At 62.1% G+C, this 24,793-nt stretch carries 17 protein-coding genes; 12 read left to right on the forward strand and 5 right to left on the reverse strand.

Translation table 11 applies throughout. The features are described 5' to 3' along the window. Nucleotides 1–18: 18 nt before the first annotated feature. The gene (locus tag VGO04_RS28805) at nt 19–1,311 is read right to left on the reverse strand and encodes a S41 family peptidase (RefSeq protein ID WP_414650624.1); all 1,293 of its coding nucleotides are present in this window, start codon (nt 1,309–1,311) and stop codon (nt 19–21) included. Nucleotides 1,312–1,557: 246 nt separating this feature from the next. On the opposite strand from VGO04_RS28805, the gene cmoA reads away from it, so the two are divergent. The 4 genes from cmoA (at nt 1,558) to VGO04_RS28825 (ending at nt 5,188) form a co-directional block, all read left to right on the forward strand. Next, nucleotides 1,558–2,325, forward strand: a complete 768-nt coding sequence (gene cmoA / locus VGO04_RS28810) for a carboxy-S-adenosyl-L-methionine synthase CmoA (RefSeq protein ID WP_327499387.1) — start codon at nt 1,558–1,560, stop codon at nt 2,323–2,325. A 10-nt stretch (nt 2,326–2,335) separates the two neighbouring features. Beyond that, nucleotides 2,336–3,070: an isoprenylcysteine carboxylmethyltransferase family protein gene (locus VGO04_RS28815; RefSeq protein ID WP_327499388.1), complete on the forward strand. Its 735-nt coding sequence runs from the start codon at nt 2,336–2,338 to the stop codon at nt 3,068–3,070. 143 nt (nt 3,071–3,213) lie between these two features. After that, entirely contained in the window at nt 3,214–3,867 is a 654-nt protein-coding gene (locus VGO04_RS28820) for a response regulator transcription factor (protein ID WP_327499389.1), read from the forward strand. A gap of 4 nt (nt 3,868–3,871) precedes the next feature. Continuing rightward, complete coding sequence (locus VGO04_RS28825; protein ID WP_414650616.1) at nt 3,872–5,188, forward strand: sensor histidine kinase; 1,317 nt, start codon at nt 3,872–3,874, stop codon at nt 5,186–5,188. Nucleotides 5,189–5,261: 73 nt separating this feature from the next. Here VGO04_RS28825 and VGO04_RS28830 read toward each other — a convergent pair whose 3' ends face one another. Beyond that, on the reverse strand, nt 5,262–6,587 hold the full coding sequence (locus VGO04_RS28830) for an MFS transporter (protein ID WP_327499391.1): 1,326 nt from the start codon (nt 6,585–6,587) through the stop codon (nt 5,262–5,264). A gap of 299 nt (nt 6,588–6,886) precedes the next feature. Between VGO04_RS28830 and cyoA the strand changes: the two genes are divergently transcribed. The 8 genes from cyoA to VGO04_RS28870 all read left to right on the forward strand — a co-directional run bounded on the left by cyoA (nt 6,887) and on the right by VGO04_RS28870 (nt 21,849). Beyond that, nucleotides 6,887–7,999: a ubiquinol oxidase subunit II gene (gene cyoA, locus VGO04_RS28835; RefSeq protein WP_327499392.1), complete on the forward strand. Its 1,113-nt coding sequence runs from the start codon at nt 6,887–6,889 to the stop codon at nt 7,997–7,999. Nucleotides 8,000–8,079: 80 nt separating this feature from the next. Beyond that, nucleotides 8,080–10,083: a cytochrome o ubiquinol oxidase subunit I gene (gene cyoB / locus VGO04_RS28840; protein WP_327499393.1), complete on the forward strand. Its 2,004-nt coding sequence runs from the start codon at nt 8,080–8,082 to the stop codon at nt 10,081–10,083. Nucleotides 10,084–10,087: 4 nt separating this feature from the next. Further along, a complete protein-coding gene (gene cyoC / locus VGO04_RS28845; protein ID WP_327499394.1) occupies nt 10,088–10,708 on the forward strand; it encodes a cytochrome o ubiquinol oxidase subunit III in 621 nt (206 codons plus the stop codon). Continuing rightward, complete coding sequence (gene cyoD, locus VGO04_RS28850) at nt 10,705–11,109, forward strand: cytochrome o ubiquinol oxidase subunit IV (protein WP_327499395.1); 405 nt, start codon at nt 10,705–10,707, stop codon at nt 11,107–11,109. The genes cyoC and cyoD overlap by 4 nt, the downstream gene beginning before the upstream one ends. Nucleotides 11,110–11,142: 33 nt before the next feature. Further along, nucleotides 11,143–11,898 (forward strand): SURF1 family protein, encoded by a 756-nt coding sequence (locus VGO04_RS28855; protein WP_327499473.1) that lies wholly within the window; start codon nt 11,143–11,145, stop codon nt 11,896–11,898. Nucleotides 11,899–12,235: 337 nt separating this feature from the next. After that, nucleotides 12,236–18,325: a putative Ig domain-containing protein gene (locus VGO04_RS28860; RefSeq protein ID WP_327499396.1), complete on the forward strand. Its 6,090-nt coding sequence runs from the start codon at nt 12,236–12,238 to the stop codon at nt 18,323–18,325. A gap of 258 nt (nt 18,326–18,583) precedes the next feature. Beyond that, the gene (locus VGO04_RS28865; RefSeq protein WP_327499397.1) at nt 18,584–19,468 is read left to right on the forward strand and encodes an AraC family transcriptional regulator; all 885 of its coding nucleotides are present in this window, start codon (nt 18,584–18,586) and stop codon (nt 19,466–19,468) included. 176 nt (nt 19,469–19,644) lie between these two features. After that, nucleotides 19,645–21,849 carry a TonB-dependent siderophore receptor gene (locus VGO04_RS28870; protein WP_327499398.1) on the forward strand — a complete coding sequence of 735 codons (2,205 nt, stop codon included), beginning with the start codon at nt 19,645–19,647 and terminating at the stop codon, nt 21,847–21,849. A gap of 198 nt (nt 21,850–22,047) precedes the next feature. On the opposite strand, the gene VGO04_RS28875 is transcribed toward VGO04_RS28870, so the two are convergent. The 3 genes from VGO04_RS28875 to VGO04_RS28885 form a co-directional block, all read right to left on the reverse strand. After that, complete coding sequence (locus VGO04_RS28875; RefSeq protein WP_327499399.1) at nt 22,048–22,530, reverse strand: GlcG/HbpS family heme-binding protein; 483 nt, start codon at nt 22,528–22,530, stop codon at nt 22,048–22,050. Nucleotides 22,531–22,617: 87 nt separating this feature from the next. Continuing rightward, nucleotides 22,618–23,226 carry a response regulator transcription factor gene (locus VGO04_RS28880; protein WP_327499400.1) on the reverse strand — a complete coding sequence of 203 codons (609 nt, stop codon included), beginning with the start codon at nt 23,224–23,226 and terminating at the stop codon, nt 22,618–22,620. Further along, nucleotides 23,223–24,764, reverse strand: coding sequence for a sensor histidine kinase (locus tag VGO04_RS28885; protein WP_327499401.1), 1,542 nt, complete (start codon nt 24,762–24,764; stop codon nt 23,223–23,225). The genes VGO04_RS28880 and VGO04_RS28885 overlap by 4 nt, the downstream gene beginning before the upstream one ends. Nucleotides 24,765–24,793 lie beyond the last annotated feature (29 nt).

Here is a 24,793-nt window from a genome sequence, read left to right on the forward strand (position 1 = left end):
TGGCACGAGACCGCAACGTCACCGAGTCATTGCCGGCTCGGAGCTTGGTATTGTTCGCCCCTTCGTTCCCGCGTCGAGAAGCTGACCCATTACGCGCAACGCCGCCTCCCGTTGCGGATCTTTTCCCGCCGCATAGGCTAACGGAAACGCCACGGAGATATCTGGCGCGATGCCGACCCCCTCGAGCCTGAGATCGTCGCCGATGACCGCGTCCGACACCGCCAACTCCAGCAGGCTGTCGTCGGGCAGAACATAGGCGCGACCAGCCAGCAAGGCGCCGGCGGTCCGTTCGCCCACCAGCGGAACCGAATTTTGCCGCAGGGTATAGGCAAAGAGCTCAAGGCCGCTGCGGGTCCCTTCGTCGATCAGCGCCACCACCGGCTTCTGCCACCGGAAGTTTGCGAGTGTCACGTCTCCGCGCCGCGACACCAACCGGAATGTCGGCGTGCCGCCGACCAGGAACTCGGCTGCGTCGGCCGACCCGCCGCCCCAGCGCCCGCGCAGATCAACAACAAGACCTTCTGCATCCTTCAGCCGCCCCCGCGACAGCGCCTCTGCGACGAGATCGAGACCATCTCTCGTTGATAGCGTCCACAGGCGCACATAGCCGATCGTTCGGCCATCGCGTTCGTCAAGAACCATGCTCTGCTCGATGGCATGCTCGAACATCGGCAACGGCCTCAGACGTTCGACCTCGACGCGGACCGAGAGCGGCTCCGCATCGCGATATCGCCGCAACCGGATATCGACGCTGCGGCCGACCTTGTCACTGAACGATCCTATTTCACGATAGGGCAGGCCATCGACCGAAAGAACTTCGTCACCGACGAGCAGTCCGGCCTTCTTTGCTGCCGAGCCGTCATAGACGTCGCTGACGAAACGTCGACCACCGACAGCGAGCGTCACCATGCCGATACCGGGATAGCGCACCTCACCATCGGGTGCAAAAAGGCGTCTTACGTCATCGCGTATAGCGAAGCGGAAGATATCGGAGAGTTCGAAGTAATCGATCGTATCGGGCGTGAAGCGTCCGGTGTGTGAAACCCCAAGGTTCGCGAGAACCGATGTGATCGCTTCCGTGGCTTGCGCGGGCGCGCGAGCCCCGGATCGCGGCCCGGATCCAGAATTGATCTGCGCCCGCGCCGCGGCGTTGAAACGGTCGATCGCCGCCGCGTCGTAGAAGTTCGCATTCACCAGTTCGATGACGCGGTCGAAGACCGGCTGCCCCGAGCGCGGGAGATCCTCGGTCCGCGCCGCCGTCGCCAGGATGAGGAAGACGGTCAAAACACTGCCGGTCGATAGAAAGCGCATGGCGGGCCTCCCCCAAAGATCCCGATTATCGACAAAAGCGTGGTCACCTGTCCGCAAAATCGCGTGATCGCACGGTGAAGTTTCGCGCCGAGCCAATGGGCGGCGTCCGTGAAGGAACAACGATGCGATCCGCGTCTTGCAGTTCCCTTTCAGGTTCGTGTCAGGTTTCGATGGCCTTGTGGCACCTCGACCGTAACGGCAGCACCGGCAGCCGCTGGCCATGCCCCGGAGAAAAAGGAAGTGCGAATGGTAGCCAAGGCCCCGCATTTACACGTTCACGACAATAGCTTTCGCAAGGATGAGGTGTTCGCCGCACCCGACCAGAATGTTGGCGACTTTGCATTCAATGCGACTGTCGCTGCCGTTTTTGACGACATGGTCAGCCGCTCCGTTCCCTATTACGGAGAGATCCAGCGCATGGTCTGCGAACTGGCGAAAGACTTCGCCGAGCCCGATACCAACCTCTATGACATCGGCTGCTCGACGGCGACGACGCTGCTCGGCCTGGACGGCATGGTCCACCCTTCTGTGCGGTTCGTCGGCATCGACAACGCTCCGGACATGATCGAGAAGGCGCGTGAAAAGATCACCCAGTCCGACACCAACCGGGCGATCGACCTCAGGGGTGGCGACCTCCATCAAGGGGTAGACATCCACAATGCGAGCGTCGTGATGATGCTGCTCACCCTGCAGTTCGTGCGTCCGCTTTATCGCGAGCGGGTGATGCGCGGCATCTATGACGGCTTGAATGAACGCGGAGCGTTGCTGCTGGTCGAAAAGCTCACCAGCGAGGACTCGACCTTCAATCGCCTCTTTATCGAGCACTACTACGACTACAAGCGCCGCAACGGCTATTCCGAGATCGAGATCGCCAAGAAGCGCGAGGCGCTTGAAAACGTGCTCATTCCCTATCGGCTGGAGGAAAACTTCCAGCTTCTGAAGGAAGTCGGCTTCCGCAGCGTCGAGGTCTTTTTCCGCTGGTACAATTTCTGCGGCATCATCGCCATCAAGTAGGACCATGGTCATGATCGCCATCGGCAATTTTCTGTTCCGCTTTCGCAATCAGCTGTTCCCGGCCATCATCGTGGCGCTGTACTTGCTGATGCCGCCTCCGACGCTGGTGCTGGACAATCCCGCGCTCACGCTCGCCAAGGATGCCGCCGCGATCCTCGTCATCCTTGCCGGTCTGGCATTGCGCGCAACCGTGGTCGGCTACAAATACATCCAGCGCGGGGGCCTGAAGAAGAAGGTCTATGCCAAGGATCTCGTGACCGAAGGCATGTTCGGGGTTTGCCGAAACCCGCTTTATGTCGGGAACATGCTGCTCTACTGCGGCGTCTTCCTGCTACACGGGAACCCGCTTCTCGTTGTCATCGGCGTCGGGCTGTTCGCCTTCATGTACGAGTGCATTGTCTATGCCGAGGAGGCTTTTCTCCACCGTACCTTCGGCCAGGCGTACGAGGCCTATTGTCGTGACGTACCGCGCTGGGGCCTTCGTCTGAAGAATTTCGCAGCTTCGACCGAGGGCATGACGTTCAATGTCCGGCGCGTCATCGGCAAGGACTACTCGACAGTCTCGGCGGCAATGCTCGCGATCCTTGCGACCGAAATGTACAAGCTCGCCGGCTTCGAGCAGGCCGGCCGCAACACCGGCGTGATGGTCGCGCTCGGTATCTGCATGGCGCTGGTCGGCATTGCCACAGCCATCATCAGCTACATGAAAAAACGCGGCGCCTTCCGCGAACGGATGGCGTCATAGAACAGCCCACTCGCATCCGACTGCGGCGTCGGCCCCTGGCCCCTCCGGTCAATGCTGCCCTCGGCCACGCCCATGATCGCTCAGGGACTTGACGCCCATCCCCAATCGACAATAGCAAGGACGAACAAGTGTCCGGTGATATCTTGAGAGTCCTACTAGTCGAAGACGATCAGGTTCTGGGGGAGGCGCTGCGTGACCACGTCGCGGCGGCGGGACACGCGGTCGACTGGTTCACGCGCATCCTGGACGCGACCGCCGCCACCGACACGGTTTCCTACGGCCTTATCCTGCTTGACCTCCGGCTGCCCGACGGCGCCGGACTGACGCTTCTGCAGGCATTGCGCGGGCGCGGCGACGGAACGCCGGTCATTGTCCTGACCGCGCACGATCAGGTTTCCGATCGCATCGAAGGGCTGAACAGCGGCGCCGACGACTATCTGGTCAAGCCTTTCGATCTTGACGAGATGACGGCCCGCATGCTCGCCGTCTCCAGGCGCTACGCGGGCAACGCCGTGCCGAAGGTGACGCTCCCCGGCATCGAAATCGATCAGATCCATCGCAAGATCGTCGTCAACGGCGACAGCCAGAGCCTCAGTGCGCGCGAATGGGCCGTTCTCGACAAGCTGGTCGCCCGTCCGGGCGCGCTTGTCTCCAAGGAGCAGCTTCACGATACGCTGTACGCGTTTGGATCCGAGATCGAAAGCAACACGGTCGAGGTCTATATCAGCCGCCTGCGCAAGAAGATTGGCGCCGACAGGATCGAGACCGTGCGCGGCCTCGGCTACAGCATCAGGTGAGCGGATGCCCACAACGGCGAGCATGACCCGCAGACTGGCAATAGCACTCACAAGCGTCGTCGCGGTCTTCTGGTTCGTGGCGCTCGGACTTGGCGTCTATGTCATGCAGGACGAATTTACCGAAATCTTCGACAGCGGCGTCCAGGAAACTGCGGAGCGCCTGCTGCAAATCGTCGCCCGAGATGCCTCGCGCGATGGTTCTGGTGGGGAAACGCGCACCGCCGTTATGATCCCTGCGCTGAATTCGCAATACCTGACCTACCAGGTTCGCGATCGCACCGGCCGAATGTTGTCGCAAGACGGCGCGCCGGAGCCCTTCGCGGTCCCTCTTGCCGTCGGTTTCTCGCAGACGGCCACGCATCGGATCTATACGGCCGGCACGGCTGACGGATCTCTGTTTGTCCAGGTTGCCGATGCGCTGGAACACCGCAGCGAAGCGCTGATGGAAGGTGGAACGGCGCTGCTGCTGCCGCTGCTGTTTCTCATTCCGGGCAGCATCTTCGCCATCATTCTCGTGGTTCGCGCCACGCTTTCGCCGGTCGCGCAGCTGCGCGACGAGATCCATACGAAAGACAGCGGCAATCTGGCGCCGATCGACGAAAGCGCCTTGCCGAAGGAATTGCGTGCAATCGCCCGCTCGGTCAACCTGTTGCTGGCGAGGCTGAAATCGGCGCTCGAGGCGGAGCGCGAGTTCACATCGAACAGTGCTCACGAACTTCGGACGCCAATCGCCGGCGCGCTCGCGCAAACGCAGAGGCTGTTGAGCGAAGTGCCGCCGGGTTTCCGCCAGCGAACCGCGCAAATCGAGCGCGCGCTCCTTCATCTCGGACGGCTTGCCGAAAAGCTGCTGCAGATGTCGCGGGCTGAGGCGGGCATTGCCATTTCGGACGAGCGCCAGGACCTGTTGCCGGTGCTGATGGTCGTCACACAGGATCTGGAGCGATCCTCTCTCGGAGCGGGAAGACTTGATGTGCACGTCGAGGCGGGCACGACGCTCGAACGCCCGATCCGCGCAGATGCCTTTGCGATCGTCCTGCGCAATCTCCTGGAAAACGCCCTGATCCACAGTCCGGCGCGTAGCCGGGTCAGGGTCCATGTCGACCTCAACGGCATTCGCGTGGCAAACGAAAGCGCGGTCATAGAAGCGGACGTTCTTGCGAACCTCACGAAGCGCTTTGCCCGTGGCCCGACCGAGGCGTCCGGCTCCGGCCTTGGTTTGGCGATCGTCCAGCGGCTGGTCGAGCAAATGCACGGCCAATTGTCGATTGCATCGCCGCCGCGGGGTCAGATCAGTGGGTTCGAGGTTGAGGTTCGCCTCTGACGTCGCAATCGAGCGCGGCCGTCACTCGGGTCCGCGCTCGTCCAGAGCGGTCACATCGTCCTTTAAACTGCGCTTACTGCTGGTCGAGTGCCCGCGTGAGGCTGAGCGCAGCAATCGTGCAGATCGCACCGGAAATCAAATATCCACCGATAAAGATAATGCCGAAGCTGGTGGCAAGGCCGAGCGCTACCAGCGGCGCGAAGGCCGCACCGACGAGCCACGCCAGGTCCGAGGTCAAGGCTGCACCGGTGTAGCGATAGTATTTGGTGAAGCGCGAGGACACGGCGCCGGAAGATTGCCCGAAGGAAAGCCCGAGGATGGCGAAGCCGATCAGGATGTAGGCATCCTGGCCCCTCTCGCCCGCATCAAGCAGGAAGGGTGCCGAGAAGCTGAAGATCGCAATGAGGATAGCGCCAATCATCAACTGGTTGCGCCGGCCGACACGGTCGGCGATCACGCCCGAAAGCACGATGCCGAGCGCGCCGAGCGCTGCGCCCGCCACCTGGACCCACAGGAATTCCGACGCCGATTGGCCACCGTTCAGCGTCACCCAGCTCAAGGGGAAGATGGTGACGAGGTGGAACATCGCGAAGCTTGCGAGCGGCACGAAGGCGCCAAGTACGACGTCGATGCTGTGCTTGCTCAGCATTTCGAAAATCGGCCGCGCCTGCAACTCCTGCGCCTCCATCGCCGCGCCGAACTCCTTGCTGGCAACGATGCGCAGACGTGCAAACAGCGCCACGACGTTGATCGCGAAGGCGACGAAGAACGGATAACGCCAACCCCAGGCAAGGAAATCCGCCTCGGAGAGATTGGTGACGAAATAGCCAAACAGAATGCTCGCGAGCGCAAACCCGATGGGAGCACCGAGCTGCGGAATCATGGCGTACCAGCCGCGGTGATTCTGTGGTGCGTTGAGGTTCAACAGCGACGCAAGCCCGTCCCAGGCGCCGCCGAGCGCAAATCCCTGTCCGAGACGGAAGAGCGCCAGCAGCGCGACAGCCCAGTACCCGATCGTGTCATAGCCGGGCAAGAAAGCGATGGACGCCGTTGATCCGCCGAGAATGACCAGAGCCACGGTCAACTTCGTGCCGCGTCCGTAGTTGCGGTCGATCCACATGAATACGAAAGAGCCGACCGGCCGGGCAAGAAAGGCCAGCGGGAACAGCGCGAAAGACATCAGCGTCGCCGTCACTGCATTGGACGCGAACGGGAAGATCAGCTTCGGGAAAACGAGAATCGAGCCGAGACCGTAGACAAAGAAGTCGAAGAACTCTGAAGTTCGGCCGATCACCACGCCAATTGCGATGCTACCAGGCGACAAAGGCTTGTCGTCATCGTGAATGCGGCGGGCGTCTCGTTCGAGACCAGACGATGTTGGGTTAGCAACCGAAACCATGAAATTCTCCAACGAACCAGCGCCGTGTCGTTAGAGTGTTGACCAAATGGCGTCTGATATCAAGAATGCCGCGCACGTACTTGCGCATTCGCCTTGTTCGAGTTGATGTCTCTCGGCGGCCAGAACGATCGCCTATGAGCCGACAACGCCTTCTGCGCTAGTACAAATGCGCATGGACGGATAGTCCTGTCGTCGCCATTGCACTGCGGCAAAATGCTGCGCTGCGACGAACGACCTCACTTCCATGCGCAGGCATGCCCGAGTAATTGCGACTAGACAAAACGCAAGTTGAGGCCGCAATGCCGAAGCCATTTAATCTAGCCGGACGATCGGCGATATCACTCCTGTTGCTTTTGACCCTTTCGGGCTGCAACATGGTCGTCATGTCACCGTCCGGCGATATCGCCGCGCAGCAACGGGACCTGATCGTTGTTTCAACGCTTCTGATGCTGCTGATCATCGTTCCGGTGATCTTCCTGACCTTCCTGTTTGCCTGGCGGTATCGACAGTCGAACACAGCTGCCAAGTATGACCCGGAATGGCACCATTCCACCGGTCTCGAAGTTATCATCTGGTCGGCGCCACTCGCCATTATCATCGCGCTTGGCGCGATCACCTGGGTGAGCACGCACAAGCTCGATCCCTATCGGCCGCTCGACCGGATCGATGCGGCGCGCCCGGTGACCGAGGAGATGAAGCCGATCACGGTCGAGGTCGTTGCCCTCGATTGGAAATGGCTGTTCTTCTACCCGGAGTACGGGATTGCGACCGTCAACGAGATGGCTGCACCTGTCGATGTCCCGATCAATTTCAAGATCACGGCATCCTCGGTGATGAACTCCTTCTACGTTCCGGCGCTCGCCGGCATGATCTACGCCATGCCCGGCATGCAGACCAAGCTGCACGCCGTCATCAACAAGCCAGGCGAGTACGAAGGCCTTTCGTCGAACTATAGCGGCGACGGCTTCTCCCACATGCGCTTCAAGTTCCACGGCCTCGACCAGGCTGGTTTCGACCAGTGGGTCGACCGCGTGAAGCAGAACGGCACCATGCTCAACCGCGACGCTTACCTGAAGCTCGAAAAGCCGAGCATCAAGGAGCCGGTGCGCTACTACGCTTCGGTCGAAGACGGCCTTTACGAGGCGGTGCTCAACATGTGCGTACGGGCCGGTCAGATGTGCATGAAGGACATGATGCACATCGACATGATGGGCGGAGCAGGCGTCGAAAGCCATGAGAACCGCGCCAAGCTCGAGCATGACAACCGCCATGTCGGCGGCGCGACGGAAGCCGCCGCTCCAGCCGCGACCTTCCCTGAAACCGGCAATCCCGCCAAGAGCGAGGAACCGGCCGAGGGCGTCAAGGAAGAGCAGCCTGCGCCGATGAACCACGACATGCACAAGACGAACTAGGAATTTCGCGCGCTCGCAGGCTCCCGTCCCGCGAGCGCCATGGCCGCTTGGGCCACAATTCGAGACATATTGGACGAACCATGTTCGGTGACACCAACCTCACACAACTCATCTTCGGGCGACTTACCTGGGAAGCGATCCCTTATCACGAGCCGATCCTCATTGTGACCTTCGCGGTCGTGGCGGTGGTTGGTATCGCCATCCTCGCCTTGGTCACGAAGTACAAGCTCTGGGGCTATCTCTGGCACGAGTGGTTTACCAGCGTCGATCACAAGAAGATCGGCATCATGTACATCATCCTGGCGATCATCATGCTCTTGCGCGGCTTTGCCGACGCCCTGATGATGCGCTTGCAGCAGGCGATCGCGTTCAACGGCAACGAGGGCTACCTCAACCCGCATCACTACGACCAGATCTTCACCGCCCATGGCGTGATCATGATCTTCTTCGTCGCGATGCCCTTCGTCACCGGCTTCATGAACTATGTGGTGCCGCTGCAGATCGGCGCCCGCGACGTCTCGTTCCCCTTCCTCAACAATTTCTCGTTCTGGATGACCACCGGCGGCGCCGTCATCATCATGATGTCGCTGTTCGTCGGCGAATTCGCGCGCACCGGCTGGCTGGCCTATCCGCCGCTGTCAGGCGCTGACTACAGCCCAGGCGTCGGTGTCGACTATTACATCTGGGGCCTGCAGGTGGCGGGCGTCGGAACGACGCTCTCAGGCATCAACCTGATCGCGACCATCGTGAAGATGCGCGCTCCGGGCATGACCTTCATGAAGATGCCGGTCTTCACCTGGACCTCGCTCTGCACCAACATCCTGATCGTTGCGACCTTCCCGATCCTGACGGCAACGCTCGCTCTGCTGTCGCTCGACCGTTATCTCGGCTTCAATTTCTTCACCAATGACCTTGGTGGAAACCCGATGATGTATGTCAACCTCATCTGGATCTGGGGTCATCCGGAGGTCTACATCCTCATTCTTCCGGCCTTCGGCATCTTTTCCGAGGTGGTGGCGACCTTCTGCGGCAAGCGCCTGTTCGGCTACACCTCCATGGTCTACGCCACCTGCGTGATCATGATCCTGTCCTACCTCGTGTGGCTGCACCACTTCTTCACCATGGGCTCGGGCGCCTCGGTCAACGCCTTCTTCGGCATCACCACGATGATCATTTCGATCCCGACGGGTGCCAAAATGTTCAACTGGCTCTTCACCATGTATCGCGGCCGCATCCGCTTCGAGGTGCCGATGCTATGGACCGTCGGCTTCATGTTCACCTTCGTGATCGGCGGCATGACCGGCGTCATGCTGGCGATCCCGCCGGCTGACTTCGTCCTGCACAATTCGCTGTTCCTCATCGCCCACTTCCACAATGTCATCATCGGCGGCGTGCTGTTCGGGTTGATGGCCGGTCTCGTCTACTGGTGGCCCAAGGCCTTCGGCTACAAGCTGGACCCGTTCTGGGGCAAGATGAGCTTCTGGTTCTGGCAGATCGGCTTCTTTTTCGCCTTCATGCCGCTCTACGTGCTCGGCCTGATGGGCGTCACCCGCCGCGTCAGCCAGTTCGAAGACCCGTCGCTGCAGATCTGGTTCATCATCGCCGCCTTCGGCGCCGTCCTGATCGCGATCGGCATCGCGTCCTTCATCATCCAGCTGGTCGTCAGCTTCCTCCGGCGCGATCAACTGCGCGAGACATCCGGCGACGCCTGGGATGGCCGGACGCTCGAATGGTCGACCTCGTCGCCGCCGCCGGACTACAACTTCGCCTTCACGCCGGTCGTGCACGACCACGACAGCTGGTACGACATGAAGAACCGCGGCTACGAGCGCCCGCTCGAAGGCTTCAAGCCGATCCACATGCCGAAGAACACCGGTACGGGGATTATCTTGTCCGGCATCAGCGTCGTTCTCGCCTTCGCGCTGATCTGGTACATCTGGTGGCTGGCAGCCGTGTCCTTCATCGCGATTGTTGCCGTCTCGATCGGCCACACATTCAACTACAAGCGTGACTTCTTCATTCCCGCCGAGACAGTGGCGGCGACCGAGGACGCGCGCTCCAAGCTGCTTGCGGAACGGACCTGAGACGATGAGCCAAACCCAAGTCCAAGAAACCGGAAAGCCACAGTTCTACGTCACGGAAGAGCACCATCCGGAGCACAGCACCATGCTGGGCTTCTGGCTCTACCTGATGAGTGACTGCCTGATCTTCGCCGTGCTGTTTGCCACACACGGTGTCGTCGGTCGCAACTACGCGGCAGGTCCGGCGCCGGCCGACCTTTTCGACCTCAACCTCATCGCCATCAACACGGCGATGCTGCTCTTTTCTTCCATCACCTATGGTTTTGCCATGCTCCAGATGGAGCGCAACGCCAAAATGGAAACGCTGTTCTGGCTCGGCGTCACCGGCGTGTTCGGCGCGATCTTCCTGGCGCTCGAACTTTACGAGTTCTACCACCTGATCCACGAGGGTGCAGGCCCGACCCGGTCGGCCTTCCTGTCGTCGTTCTTCACACTGGTCGGAACCCACGGCCTGCACGTCACCTTCGGCATCATCTGGCTGATCACGCTGATGGTGCAGGTCTCCAGACACGGGCTGATCCCGGAAAACAGGCGCCGGCTCATGTGCCTCTCCATGTTCTGGCACTTCCTGGACGTCATCTGGATTGGCGTCTTCTCCTTCGTCTACCTGCTTGGAGTACTCGGATGAGCTCGCAGCATCCTGGCCACGAAAGCGCGTTCGAACCACATCACGCGCACAGCCACCCCGGCGACGCCGCCGGCCACGGTTCCCTCAAGAGCTATATGACGGGATTCGCCCTGTCGGTCATCCTGACGGCTATTCCGTTCTGGCTGGTCATGAGCGGCGCGCTCGACAGCAAGCTTCTCACAGCCGTGCTCGTCATGGGCATCGGTGTCGTCCAGATCGTCGTGCACGTCATCTACTTCCTGCATATGAACGCGCGCTCGGAAGGCGGCTGGACGCTGATGGCACTGATCTTCACGATCATCATCGTCGGCATCGCGCTCGCCGGATCTCTGTGGGTCATGCATCACCTGAATACGAACATGATGCCGATGACGCACGAGATGATGAAGAACATGCCCTGACGACCGGTCACGCAGGCAGCAAAGAACATGATCATGGAAAGCCATGCGCGCGGGGACGGAAAACCGTCCTCGTCCCGCGCTCGTTTCGCGCTGACTTGCGCGCTGCTGGTCCTCGCCGTCGCGTTCATTGCACTTGGAACGTGGCAGTTCCAGCGCCTCGCCTGGAAACTTGATCTGATTGCGCGCGTCGACGCCCGCGTCCACGCCGCCGCAGTGCCGGCGCCGCCGCAGGCGGATTGGGCACATGTGGACGGGGACGAGGACGAATATCGCCGCGTCACAGCAACCGGCATCTTCCTCCACGACAAATCCGTGCTGGTGCAGGCAGTCACCGAGCGCGGCGCAGGTTTTTGGATTTTGACGCCGATGCGGCGTGATGACGGCGCGACGATTATCATCAATCGCGGTTTCGTGCCCTCCGATCGCCGCGATCCGGCCGCCCGCGCCAAGGGCGACATCGTCGGCACCACGACGATCACCGGCCTCCTGCGCCTGAACGAACCGGGCGGCGCGTTCTTGCGTTCCAATGATCCGGCCAACGACCGTTGGTTTTCCCGCGACGTCGAAGCCATCGGCACGTCAAAGGCACTGACTGAAGTGGCGCCTTATTTCATCGATGCCGATGCGACGCCCAATCCGGGTGGCCTGCCCATCGGCGGCCTCACGGTCGTTCAGTTCCGCAACAGCCACCTGGTCTACGCCCTGACATGGTTCGCCTTGGCAGCCATGAGCGCGGCGGGCGCCTACATTGTCCTGCGCCACAAGCGATCAGGTCCGCCGAAGCAATAGGCGAAGGCGGGCGGCTCCAGGTGCGCGCCAGCGCATTTGAGCAACTGTCCCGAGGTCAAGAATGCTTGCCGATCGCGCTTCGATTCTCGTTCTCCGCCAGTCGGTCCACATTCAAAGCGAAACACCCACACAAGTTGCAGACACAGCAATTCCTGCGCGAGATCGGCGAGCCATTGGTTGCGGCCGCGTCAAAAAGTGTGATGAATAAGCCACATAGCACGTTCGGATTGCGCTTTGCGCAACAATGGAGAGTTGTGTGATTGACTCTTTCCCCCCAGCTTAATTAGCTGCCTCTGCCGGGTGCGGGGCAATTTCCCGGTATATTTTGGGGGTATTCATGGGGCTGTGGGGTGGCAACACCGCAGACGGACGGTCGTTGTCGTCCGCTTTTTTGCGTCGCGTTTTTCTATCAACCTTTGCGGTAGTCGGTCTGCTTCTGGCGACGGTCTCGGCCGCTTCGGCGCAGGCGGTGACAATCTCGGCCTCCCCGGCGACTTTCAATGCCGCCGGTGACACGATCAATTTCAGCTATGTATTGAACCCCGGGTCCTACAACATCCTGAGCATCGCTCCGGCCTCGACGGCGATCAAGGGCGTGGCGGTGTCGTGCCCCGCCATCCCCGGCGGCGGAACCTCTTCATCGATTACCTGCACCGGTTCATATCGGGTCGATTCCCTGGACGCGATGTCCGGCCAGTTTTCAGATTTCGTGACGTTTACCGGCACGCGCACCGGCGGCAACTTCACCGCCAACAGCAACACGATTGTCGTGCGCGCCGCGACCGGCGGCCCCGTCGTGCTTGATGTCGTCTCCTCGCCGAGCCCATCGCTCCCGGGTCAGCAGGTGTCGGTGACGGCGACGGTTTCGTCCATGGGCTGCAACGCCGGCCAGTCTCCAACAGGCAGCGTGACGATTTCGATCGGCGCTCAATCGGCGACGCTTGGGCTCGCGCCGACGGGACCTGTCAGTCCGGCTTCGTCCGCGACGTTCCAGACGTCGACGCTGCCCCTTGGCCAGCATGCCGTTTCGGTCAGCTATGGCGGCGGCAGCGGCTGCAGCACGGGCACCAAGACCGGAACGAACCATTGGGTCGACACGAAGCCGACCGTCACCATCAACCAGGCGGGGTCGCAAGCGGACCCCAGCGCGAAAGCATCTGTCCTCTTTGGCGTCACCTTCGACAAAGCGGTCACTGGCTTCAATGGAAGCGACGTCCAGCTTTCCGGTAGCGCCGGCGCGACGACGGCAAGCGTCTCCGGTTCGGGAGCGAGCTATACCGTCACCGTCAGCGGCATGACGCAGGCCGGTACAGTTGTTGCCAACATCCCCGCAGGCAAGGCCACAAGCGTGGCGGGCTTCACCAACGATGCATCGACCAGCACCGACAATACCGTTACCTTCGCGCCCATCGTCATCTCGACGGCCACAGTTCCGGACCCCGTTTACAATCAGACCTATACGGCGCAGACGCTGGCGGCGACCGGCGGATCGGGCGCACTGACGTTCTCCCACACCGCCGGTACCCTGCCGCCTGGAATGGCCTTGTCGAGCGGTGGTGTTCTTTCGGGTAAGCCGACGGCCAGCGGCTCCTTCAGTTTCACCGCGACTGCGACCGACACCGAGGGGTCGACAGCATCGCGGTCCTATACCGTGGCCATTGCAGCGCCGACGATTGCTGTTGCCCCTGCAACGCTCCCGGATGCGACCTTTGGTACTGCCTATTTGCAGGCGATGACGGCCTCCGGCGGTGCGAACCCGCATACGCTTGCCGTCACGCAAGGCGCACTGCCTGGTGGATTGACGCTGGCAGGCGACGGAACGCTTTCGGGGACGCCGACGGACGCCGGTTCGTTCACGTTTACCGTGACGGGAACAGATGCCAATGGTGAGATCGGAAGCCGCGTCCTCACCCTCAACGTCGTTCCGATCGCGCCAGATGCGCCGGTCATTGGCACAGCCGTGGCAGGCGATGGTAAGGCGGATGTGCATTTCACCGCGCCGGCGGTTACCGGCGGTGCGGCGATCACAGACTACACCGTGACGTCGAACCCCGGGGGTATTACGGCAAACGGGTCATCCAGCCCGATCGCGGTGACTGGCCTTACCAATGGTACGGCCTATACCTTCACGGTTGTCGCAACCAACACCGCCGGGACAAGCACACCGTCGGCCGACTCGAATTCGGTCACCCCGAGAACGACACAGACGATCACCTTCAACAATCCCGGTTCGCAAGGCTTCGGTACCACACCCACGGTTGCGGCGACCTCCGACTCCGGCCTGGTGCCGACCTTTACCTCGTCAACCGCCGCTGTCTGCAGCGTTACGAGCGACGGCCAACTGACCTTCCTGCAGGCCGGGACCTGCTCCATCAGCGCCGACGAGCCTGGCAACGCCACCTATCTTGCCGCAACGACGGTGACACAGACGTTCATCGTCACCCCGGTTGCTCCCGGCGCGCCCACAGATCTCAGCGCCGCGGCCGGCAACGCACAGGCGACGGTATCCTTCACCGCGCCGGCAGCAACCGGCGGCGAAGCGCCGGGCGGATATACGCTTACGTCCAACCCGGCCGGCATTACCGCAACGGGTGGCTCAAGCCCGATCACCGTCACAGGCCTCAGCAACGGCGTTTCCTATACCTTCACAGCGACGGCGACCAACGGCGCGGGACCGGGTCCGGCATCGAGCGCGTCCAATGCGGTCACGCCTAAGGGACCTCAGACAATCACCTTCGCCAATCCTGGTACGCTGAATTTCGGCACGACGCCGATACTGACCGCATCGGCGGATTCCGGGCTTACACCGACCTTTACCTCCTCGACTGCGGCCGTCTGCACGGTCACCAACGATGGCAATCTGACATTCCTGCAAGCGGGCACCTGCACCATCAACGCCGACCAGAGTGGTGACGCGGCCTACCTCGCAGCAGCGACCGTCAGCAACAGCTTTACGGTCCGTGCTGTCGCTCCCGACGCGCCCACGGCCGCAAGCGCTACTGCCGGCGACGGTGAGGCGACGGTATCGTTCGCCGCGCCCACCAACACCGGGGGCGCAGCGATCACCGGTTACACTGTGACTTCGAACCCCGGCGGTATCAGCGCTAGTGGGCCGGCAAGCCCGATCACGGTGGCCGGTCTCAGCAACGGCACCCCCTACAGCTTTACGGTCACAGCGAACAATGGCACCGGCACAAGCTCGGGTTCCGGGCCGTCTAACACCGTCACGCCGATCGCAGCACCAGTCTCGGCCGCAGTTTCTGTCACGGTGGCGGCCAACTCGACTGCGAACCCGGTAACGCTCAGTCTTTCGGGCGGAGCGCCTTCCTCGGTTGCAGTCTCGACCGGTCCGGCACATGGCATTGCCACAGCCTCCGGAACATCCATTGTCTACACACCGACGGCTGGGTACTCAGGTTCCGACAGCTTCGCCTATACGGCGACCAACGGGACTGGAACGTCGGCCCCGGCGACCGTTTCAATCACCGTGAGCCAACCGACACTGGCCTTCTCGCCGGCAGCCGGCGTGTTGCCGGGCACTGCTGTCGCAAGCGCCTACACCCAGACGATCTCGGCCAGCAACGGCATGGCACCCTACAGCTACGTGAAATCAGCCGGCACCCTGCCGCCAGGGCTGACGCTCGACCCGTCGAGCGGCGAGCTTGCTGGAACGCCGACGGCCGACGGGAGCTACAACTTTACGGTTCAGGCGACCGACGCGAACGGTGCGGCGAGCACGGCAACCTACGACCTGAGCGTGGCGGTGCAGGCGCCGGTCGCCAATGCGGTTACCGTGAGCCTTGCGGCGAACTCGGCCAACAATGCCATCACGCTCAGCTTGACCGGCGGCGCCGCGACTTCCGTTGCCGTCGCCACCAATGCAGGCCATGGTACAGCGACTGCGTCCGGCACGGCGATCACCTACACGCCGGATGCCGGCTATTCAGGCGTCGACAGCTTTACCTACACGGCAGCGAACGGCGCCGTCGTTTCCGCTCCGGCCACCGTATCGATCACCGTCACGCCGCCGACACTCGACTTCACACCAGTTGCCGGCGCGTTGCCGGGCGGCACGGTGGCAACCGCATACAGCCAGACGATTGCGGCTGCCGACGGCATGGCGCCATACGTCTACACGATCTCGACCGGCTCTCTGCCGTCCGGGCTGGCACTCGACCCTTCGACCGGAACCATAGCGGGTACACCGACCGCAGACGGAACCTTTAACTTCACGGTTCTCGCGACCGACGCGAACGGGGCGACGGGCACCGCGAGTTACAGCCTTGCTATTGCGGTTCAGGCACCGATTGCCGGTGCGACGGCGGTCACGGTCGCCGCGAACTCGGCGGCCAACGTTGTTCCCCTCAACCTTTCCGGCGGGCTCGCGACAGCGGTTGCCATCGACACCGCGCCGACACGTGGCACCGCCTCCGTTTCGGGAACGTCGATCCTCTATACGCCGGATGCCGGCTACTCCGGTTCGGACAGCTTCAGCTACACGGCGACAAACGCGACCGGCACGTCGGTACCAGCGACAGTCACCGTCACGGTTTCGCCGCCGGCGCTGGTGTTGTCACCGGCCGGCGGCACGCTCGCCAACGCTGTGCCCGGCGTCGCCTACAGCCAGACCATTGTCGCGAGCGCGGGATCCGCACCCTATAGCTATGCAGTTTCGTCCGGCGCTCTACCCGGCGGCCTGACGCTGGATGGCGCAAGTGGGTCGATTTCAGGACGAGCAACGGCCGACGGCGACTTCCGCTTCACCGTCACGGCGACGGACGCCAATGGCGCGACGGGGCAGGCGAATTACCTGATTGCCGTCGTCTCCAGCAATTTCGTCTTCAGCCCGACGGTCGGCAGCCTGCCGGATGCGATGGTCGGTGAGGCCTATTCGTCGCCAATCTCGGCAACCGGCGGCGTCGGCGCGCTGATCTACAGCGTCAAGAGCGGTAACCTGCCTGATGGCATGATCCTCAACGTCTCGACCGGGGAGTTGACCGGACCGCTCGCAGCGGACGCGACGCCCGACACCTACAACTTCACCATCGGCGTCGTCGACAGTCGGGGAGCAAGCGGCTCGGCAGCCTATAATCTGAAGGTGAACGCACGTGCCGTGACGGTGCCCAACATCTCCGTCGACGTGCCGACTGGCACGACGCCCAACAACGTCTACCTCAACAGCGGCGCCACCGGTGGCCCGTTCGTCGACGCCGCGGTCGCCTCGGTCTCGCCGCCGATTGCCGGTAAGGCCGAGATCATCGAGGGCGAACTGGCGGCCGCGGGTAGCTTCACCCCGGTCGGCTATTACCTCAAGTTCACGCCAAACCCGGCCTATTCCGGCTCGGCGGTGGTGAGCTATACGCTGAAGAGCGCGCTCGGCTCCTCCAATGTCGGCTCTGTCACCTACAAGATCGCGCTCGATCGCGTTGCGGCCGGCGAGGAAATCGACGGTCTCGTTCGCGACTTCGTCCGCAACCGGCAGAACCTGCTGTCGTCAACGGTGAAGGTGCCGGGGCTCATTGAAAGACGCCGGGCCGCGGCCAACACCGATCCGGTGACGACGGCGGTCACGCCTTCGGACAAGGGCGCCCGTCTCGGATTCTCGACCAGTCTCACCCAGATCCAGGCGGCACGCGATGCGGCCGATGCGGCTGCGGCCGGCGAAACCTTCGTCGCCACCGACCGGCCGTTCGACATCTGGATGAACGGCAGCTTCCTGTTCCACAAGGACGAGGACGACAAGAGCGACAAATGGGGCAACTTCGCCCTGTTCTCGCTCGGCGCCGACTATCTCGTCAACGATCGCGCGCTAGTCGGCCTGTCGTTCCACTACGACTACATGACGGACCCGACCGACGAAGACGCCGAATTGACAGGCAATGGCTGGCTTGCCGGTCCCTATGCCTCGTTCGAAATCGGCAAGGGTGTGTTCCTCGATGCCAACCTGCTCTATGGCGGCTCCTCGAACGACATCGACACCGGAATCTTCCACGGCAGTTTCGACACCACGCGCTGGATGGCGGACGTGAAGCTGACCGGCGAATGGCAGTTGGACGAGATCACCGTGCTGATGCCGAAGCTGAGGGCGGTCTACTTCAACGAAGAGACCGACGACTACACGGTGAAGAACGCGCTCGGCGAAGCGATCGATCTCAAGGGCTTCATCGAAGAACAGGCACGCTTCAGCGTCGGTTTCGATGTCGAGCGCACATTGGAACTGGAAAACGGCCTGATCCTGTCGCCGACGGTCGGTGCGGATGTCGGCTTCGCCTCGCTCGATGGCGAAGGCCTGTTCGGGCGGGTTTCGGCCGGGCTTGCTCTCTCCAACAACGACAATTGGGATCTCGACTTCTCGCTGCTGTTCAACATCGAAGGCGATGGATCGCAATCGGCCGGCGCCAAGGTCGGCGCGCGGGTGAGATTCTAAACGACACGAAGGACGGTTCGGGGCGGCGCCGCCGTCCTGAACCGGTTTCGATCATGGGCGGATGCATCTAGGCAATCGGCCATGCTCGCCCTCCGCTCGAGGTCAGCCATGGCATCGCTCGCCGATCGCGCTTTGGCAGGGGCAGTTTCCGTCGCCCATCATGTCTTCCGGGCTTCCGCAAAACATTAAAGATGAGTAATAGAGGAAGGAATAGTCCTGGGGCACGCTGCCTCATCGCCCAGCTTTGGATACGCCTCGATGTCGTTTCAACCGCGGATGCAAAACAAGATTTCCGGGTTCAAGGTGCTTGGCGGACTCAACCGCCGGGAATGGAACGGGATCATCGCCGACGTCTGGGATGTCGAGTGCGAAGCGCGGGCAGGGGGGCACTACCTCTCGGACGATCCGCGCATGTTCATCGTGCTCGAAGCAAAGGGCGGGGCGCGCTGCAACGTCCGGCTATCGCCCGATGGTCGCGGATCGGTGCAGAACGATCGCCAACCGGCGCTCTCCTACATTCCTGCAGGCATGGAGGTCTGGGCCGATGTCGTCGACATCAGCTACATTCGCCACCTCGACCTGCATTTCAACCTCGAGATCCTCAGCCGACGGCTGATGGAGGACCTCGATGCAGGCCGCTGCGACACGCCCCGTCTGATGTTCCATGACGAGCGCTTTCTGCAGCTCGCAAGCCTGATCGCTGCCGAATGCCTCAATCCACAGCCCTTGCATGATCTTTATGGTGATGGGCTGACCGTGGCGCTGTTCATCGACCTGATGAAGCTCAATCGCAGCGATGCGCGCAAGCGCAGCCCCCTTGCCAGCTGGCAGCTTCGCCGCGCCGTCGAGTACATCGACGAGCACAGCAGCCGCAACATCCGGCTGGAGGAACTGGCATCCCTGTCCGGCTTGTCGCAGTCGCATTTCAGTCATGCCTTCAAGGCGTCGACCGGCATGGCTCCGCATCAATGGCAAACCAACGCCCGCATTGAAAAATCCAAGATGCTCCTCATGAAGAACGAAGCGTCGCTGACGGCCATCGCCGCCGAAAGCGGCTTCTCCGACCAGGCACATTTCACCCGTGTGTTCCGCAAGGTCGTGGGCACCACGCCGGCACTGTGGAAACGCAGCCGATTGAGCTGAGCAAATTCTGCCTCGTCGGGCCTTTCTTCGCTGCGAATAGCCCAGGAACGTTCAATTTCCGCAGATCGCGACAAGAGTTGCCGGAATAGTTGAATTAAACACTCACGTTATAAACGGATCAAAGGCCGGCGTCGCCCAAAGGCAGCGCAGCGGACGGCGTGTGGGGCGACAAGACAATGATGGTAAGTGGCATGGCGGCGCGATGGACGGAACGGTTGGCAAGCGGGGTCGCCTGCATCGCCATTCTCTCTGCCGGTGCAGCGTTTGCGCAGGATGCGCCGGTAACGCGGCTGGAAAAGATCGAGGCAACCGGCACGCAGGCCAAGGCCGATGCGACTGGACCGGTTGAAGGCTATGTCGCCAAAGCAACGACGACAGGATCGAAGTCCGCAACGCCGATCTCAGAGGTGCCACAGAGCGTTTCCGTCATCGGGCGGGAGGAACTTGACGATCGCGGTGTCGTCACCAAGGTCGACGAGGCGCTGCGTTATACGCCGGGCGTCATGGCCGAGCCTTACGGCGTCGATCCGGACACGGACTGGTTCTACATCCGCGGCTTCGATGCGGCGCAGACCGGTGTCTTTCTCGACGGCCTCAATTTGTTCTCCTACGGTTTCGGCGGTTTCCAGGTCGATCCCTTCATGCTCGAGCGCGTCGAGGTGCTCAAGGGACCGGCCTCGGTCCTATACGGCGGCGCGGACCCGGGCGGCATCGTCAGCCTTGTCAGCAAGCGCCCCCTCGACGAGACCTTCACCTATGCCGAAACCGGCATCAACAACAACGGAAACGCTTTCCTCGGCATCGACGTGAACCGTCCGCTGACCGATGCCATCAACTACCGCGTTACTGGCAAGGTCTCCGGCGGCGACAACTACAACGACCATTCCGAGGATCTGCGCGGTTTCATCCTGCCGCAGATCACCTATCAGCCTGACGACACGACGAGCCTGACGGTTTACGGCCTGTTGCAAGGCCTCGACCAGGTCCATACCGGCAATGGTTTTCTGCCCTATGTCGGCACGGTCGTCGACGCGCCTTTTGGCAAGATCGACCGCAAGGCCTTCTTCGGCGAACCGGACATCGATACCGGTACCTATGTCCAGCAGATGCTAGGCTACGAGTTCAAGCACGAGTTCGACAGCGGCTGGCAGTTCAGCCAGAACCTGCGCTACGGCCACCTCTACAAGCACGAGAACGGGCCCTATACCTACGGCTACTACGATTCGAGCCTGCCTTTCCCGGTATCGACCGTACCGGCTACGCCAGACAATCTGCTCTACCGGCTTGGTTTCGAGGCAACCTCCAAGGTCGATACCTTCGCCGTCGACAATCGACTTGAGGGCGAATTCGAGACTGGAGCCCTCGATCACACGCTGCTTGTCGGCCTGGACTACAAGCTCTATCGCCTCGACCATGTCCAGGCGTCCTCGGCCGGAACCCCGATCAGTGCGACAAACCCGATCTACGGCGCACCGCAGCCTGCAAACGCGATCTACATCAACCAGGTGGTCACGCAGCAGCAACTGGGCGTCTACGCTCAGGATCAGATCCGCTTTGGCGACGGTTGGCTGGTGACGCTCAACGGCCGTTACGACTACGTCGATACCAAGACTGAAAACGGCCCGACATTCTGGGCACCGGCGCAGAACTCGACCTTCGACTACAGCGAAGGGGCGGTCAGCGGCCGCGCCGGTCTCGCCTATGAATTCGACAACGGCCTGACCCCCTATGTCAGTGTCGCGACATTCTTCAATCCCGTCATTGCGGTGACTGCCACCGGCAACACCAAGCCCGAAGAAGGCGAACAGTTCGAAGCCGGCATCAAGTACGAGCCGACGTTCCTCGATGGCGTGCTGACGGCGTCGCTCTACCAGCTGACCAAGCGCAATGCACTGGTCACCGACCCGTTGACCAGCATTTCCACCCAGACAGGCGAGGTGCGCTCCCGCGGCATCGAACTCGAAGGCAAGTTCAACATCAGCGAAAGCTGGAAGGTGATTGCCGGCCTCGATTTCATCGATCTTGAGGTCACCGAAGACACGAACAGGGCCCTCATCGGCACGACGCCCTATCTTGTTCCCGATAAGCAGGCTTCTCTCTGGATCGACTACACGGTTCAGCAGGGTCTGTTCGAGGGTGTCAGCCTCGGCGCCGGCGTTCGCTATCGCGGCGAAAGCTGGGCGGATAAGGAAAACACGGCGAAGGTGCCGTCATCGACGGTCTTTGACGCTGGCCTGCGTTATGAAAAGAACGATTGGGGCGCTGCCTTGAATGTCACCAACCTGTTCGACAAAGAGTATGTCAGCGGTTGCGGCGGCATTCTCGTATGCGGGTACGGCGACGCCCGAACCATCACCTTCAAGCTCAGCAAGAAGTGGTAGGCTGATCGTCGGCACAGCGTGGCGATGGCCGGAAAATGAACAGGGCGCTCAACCCTTGCCGGGGAGCGCCCTGTCAGACCCGGAGACCCGCATTCGCACGCCAAAGGCGGCAATAGTCTGGGTTCTCGAAACGGGCAATGGCATTAAGATGGAGAGGTCCGCCGCCTTTTCAAGGGCAGGGACCTTCCACAGGCCAACTTACTTCGCGCCGATTGCTGCAAGGCCGGCGCTCGCGCAGGCCGCATCGACGTCTCCCGACGGCGCGCCGCCGACACCAATGCCGCCAACCAGTGCCTTGCCGAACTTGATCGGAACGCCACCGGCCTGGATCACCATGCGCGCATCCATGTCGCGAAGGCCCTCATTGGCAGGCTTGGACGCGATGAACTCGCCGAGGCCAGCCGTGTCGCGGCCCATCGCAGCCGAAGTAAAGGCCTTGCCCTGCGCGCTGTTGCCGGTGTGCGGACCGGAATTGTCGGCCTTCAGCAGGACCTTGGTCGCGCCGTCACGGGCAACGACGGCAACGCTGACGTTGTGACCTTCGGCTGCGCATGCCTTTAGAGCAGCGTCGGCGGCCTTCACGGCCATGTCGAGCGGCAGGTAAGCGGTCGTCGGCAGTTCCTGGGCGGTGGCGGCAACGGGGGCGAGAAGGGCTGCTGCAAGCATGATATTGCGGATCATCAGTGGTTCCTTTCCTGTTGATATGGAAAGGTTATTCGGCTTCGTGCAGAACCGACATTCGTAGCTCTTTCCGCAATCTCCGTAGTTCTACGGAGTGTCCGCCCCTTCGAGCCAGATGCGCGTCATTTCCGCTTGCGACGTGCTGCCGATCTTGGCGCCGATGGCGGCGCGATGGCTTTCGACCGTACGTGGCGACAGCCCGAGCCCCTCGGCGATCTGGCGCGTGGTAAATCCCGCAGCGATCCGGTCAAGGACCTCACGCTCACGTTGCGTCAGCGCCGACAGGAGCGCCAGCGTCTCTGCCCGTTCGGCACGCTTCTGCATCGTTCGCACGAGCATTTCCTGGCCTTTGTGAATCGCATCGATCAGGTCCTGTTCGTCGATGGGCTTCGACAGGAAATCGATCGCACCATTGCGAAAGGCCCGTCTGCAGGCTTCGATGTCCCCGTGACCGGAAATGACGATTGTTGGCCAATCGACCGCGCGCTCCGCGAGCTTCTCCTGCAGCTTCAGCCCGGAGATCGCGGGCATGCGGATATCGAGGATCAGGCAGCCGGGATCAAGCCGTGGCAGCTGCGCGAGAAACGCTTGCGGGTCGGCAAAGCCCGTGACCTTGATACCGACAGTCGAAAGCAGCAGGCTTAGCGCCCGACGGACCGCATCGTCATCGTCGACGAGATAGACAGGAACACTCATCGCCGCGTCTCCTCGCGTTGTGAACGCTTTGGCAACGCCACCCGGAACGTCGCACCGTTTTCGGTCTCCACAAGGGTGATGTCTCCGCCGGCACGTTCAACGAGGCGCTGGCTCAGCGCAAGGCCAAGGCCGGTTCCACCGGCACGGGTCGTCGTAAACGGTGTGAAGAGCCGGGGGCGAAGTTCGGGCGCGATGCCTGGACCATTGTCGGAGACCTCGAAAGCCGCCGTCGAGCCTTCGTCTGTCAGGGTGACGGTGATCCGCCCTCTGTCTCGCGCCCCCCCGTCCAGCGCCTCAAGGGCATTTCGCACCAGGTTGAATGCCACCTGTTCGATTTCCACAGGGTCTGCAACGACAGTCACAGGCGTTTCCGGCGCGCGAAATTCGATCTCAACGCCACGGGAATTTGCCTCCTGTTCGAGTAATGCCCTGACATTGGCCAATGCGCCACGCAGGTCCAAGGCCGCGACAGGTGCTGCGTGCGGATGGGACCAGTTGCGAAACCTCTCCAATATGGCGGACGCCCGACGCGCTTGCGCCACGTTGTCATCCAGCGCCGGCGCGAGCGCCTCATACTGTCCCTGGGCAAGCAGGCGCCGCCCGGCCTGCGCCTGTGCGAGGATCGCCGTCAGCGGTTGGGTCAGTTCATGCGCCATGCCGCTTGCCATCTCGCCGAGCGCGTTGACGCGCGACGCGTGGGTGAGGCGCGATTCCAGCGCGCTCAACGTCGCCTGCTCGACCGCGACGCGGGTGCGTGCCCGCTGGCGCAACGCCGCAAGCGCGGCCAGATAGGCAAGACTGATCGCCAGAAGCGTCAAGCCGGTCCGCACCGGCGGAAACATGTCGGTGAGCCCGATTTCCATTCCTGTTTCGAGCAGCAGCGGCTGGGAAGCGCTGCCGAGCGCCTTCGAAAACCGGATCGCCTCGGGCAGGGCGGGCGGCCGCAGAAGCGATTGGCCGTCCGGCATGGAAAGCCGAACCGCCATCCCAGGGCGCGACCAGAACGGACCTCCGTCGCCGATCAGCTTTGCGGCGTCGATCCCCAACATCAGGCCGTAGCGCGCCTCGGCGGTGTTGGGGCTGCGCTTGATCATGATGTAGTGGTCAGGCCGCTGCGGATGGGCAAGGAGAGCGATCCTGCCGTCCGATGCCCGGGCAACCGTGCGGACAAGTTCGGCGGAGCCGGCGTTGAGTGAAGCGGTCCCGATCACCTCCGCCGTCGGATCGAGGGGAACGAGCTGCACTTCGTCGATACGCGGATAGAAGCGGATGATCGTTCGCGCCACATCCAGGAACAGGTCATGCCGGCGACCTTCCGACGCGACGGCGACTGCCGACAGCGCCGTCAAATGCGCATCGTGCTGGTCTGCGCGCTGGGAGGCGAGGCTATGCAGCGCCGTGCTCTCGCGCTCCAGCTCGGCGACGAGCGCCTGGCGTTCCCAAACGCCCAATGCTCCGGCGCCGACAAGCAGGAGAAGCCACCAAACGACGACCAGATAGAGGGGCCGAGCAAGCGTCGGGCGGCTGTTCAGTGTCATCTACACATACTTGTCGTTCGCACGCGCGC

The sequence above is a fragment of the Ensifer sp. genome, from assembly GCF_035999185.1.
Lineage (GTDB): Bacteria > Pseudomonadota > Alphaproteobacteria > Rhizobiales > Rhizobiaceae > Ensifer.

Coding starts and splice junctions, on each gene's coding strand:
- VGO04_RS28805 (WP_414650624.1), bottom strand. CDS start 1,311: ATGCGCTTTCTATCGACCGGCAGTGTTTTGACCGTCTTCCTCATCCTG.
- cmoA (WP_327499387.1), top strand. CDS start 1,558: ATGGTAGCCAAGGCCCCGCATTTACACGTTCACGACAATAGCTTTCGC.
- VGO04_RS28815 (WP_327499388.1), top strand. CDS start 2,336: ATGATCGCCATCGGCAATTTTCTGTTCCGCTTTCGCAATCAGCTGTTC.
- VGO04_RS28825 (WP_414650616.1), top strand. CDS start 3,872: ATGCCCACAACGGCGAGCATGACCCGCAGACTGGCAATAGCACTCACA.
- VGO04_RS28830 (WP_327499391.1), bottom strand. CDS start 6,587: ATGGTTTCGGTTGCTAACCCAACATCGTCTGGTCTCGAACGAGACGCC.
- cyoA (WP_327499392.1), top strand. CDS start 6,887: ATGCCGAAGCCATTTAATCTAGCCGGACGATCGGCGATATCACTCCTG.
- cyoB (WP_327499393.1), top strand. CDS start 8,080: ATGTTCGGTGACACCAACCTCACACAACTCATCTTCGGGCGACTTACC.
- cyoC (WP_327499394.1), top strand. CDS start 10,088: ATGAGCCAAACCCAAGTCCAAGAAACCGGAAAGCCACAGTTCTACGTC.
- cyoD (WP_327499395.1), top strand. CDS start 10,705: ATGAGCTCGCAGCATCCTGGCCACGAAAGCGCGTTCGAACCACATCAC.
- VGO04_RS28855 (WP_327499473.1), top strand. CDS start 11,143: ATGGAAAGCCATGCGCGCGGGGACGGAAAACCGTCCTCGTCCCGCGCT.
- VGO04_RS28860 (WP_327499396.1), top strand. CDS start 12,236: ATGGGGCTGTGGGGTGGCAACACCGCAGACGGACGGTCGTTGTCGTCC.
- VGO04_RS28865 (WP_327499397.1), top strand. CDS start 18,584: ATGTCGTTTCAACCGCGGATGCAAAACAAGATTTCCGGGTTCAAGGTG.
- VGO04_RS28870 (WP_327499398.1), top strand. CDS start 19,645: ATGATGGTAAGTGGCATGGCGGCGCGATGGACGGAACGGTTGGCAAGC.
- VGO04_RS28875 (WP_327499399.1), bottom strand. CDS start 22,530: ATGATCCGCAATATCATGCTTGCAGCAGCCCTTCTCGCCCCCGTTGCC.
- VGO04_RS28880 (WP_327499400.1), bottom strand. CDS start 23,226: ATGAGTGTTCCTGTCTATCTCGTCGACGATGACGATGCGGTCCGTCGG.
- VGO04_RS28885 (WP_327499401.1), bottom strand. CDS start 24,764: ATGACACTGAACAGCCGCCCGACGCTTGCTCGGCCCCTCTATCTGGTC.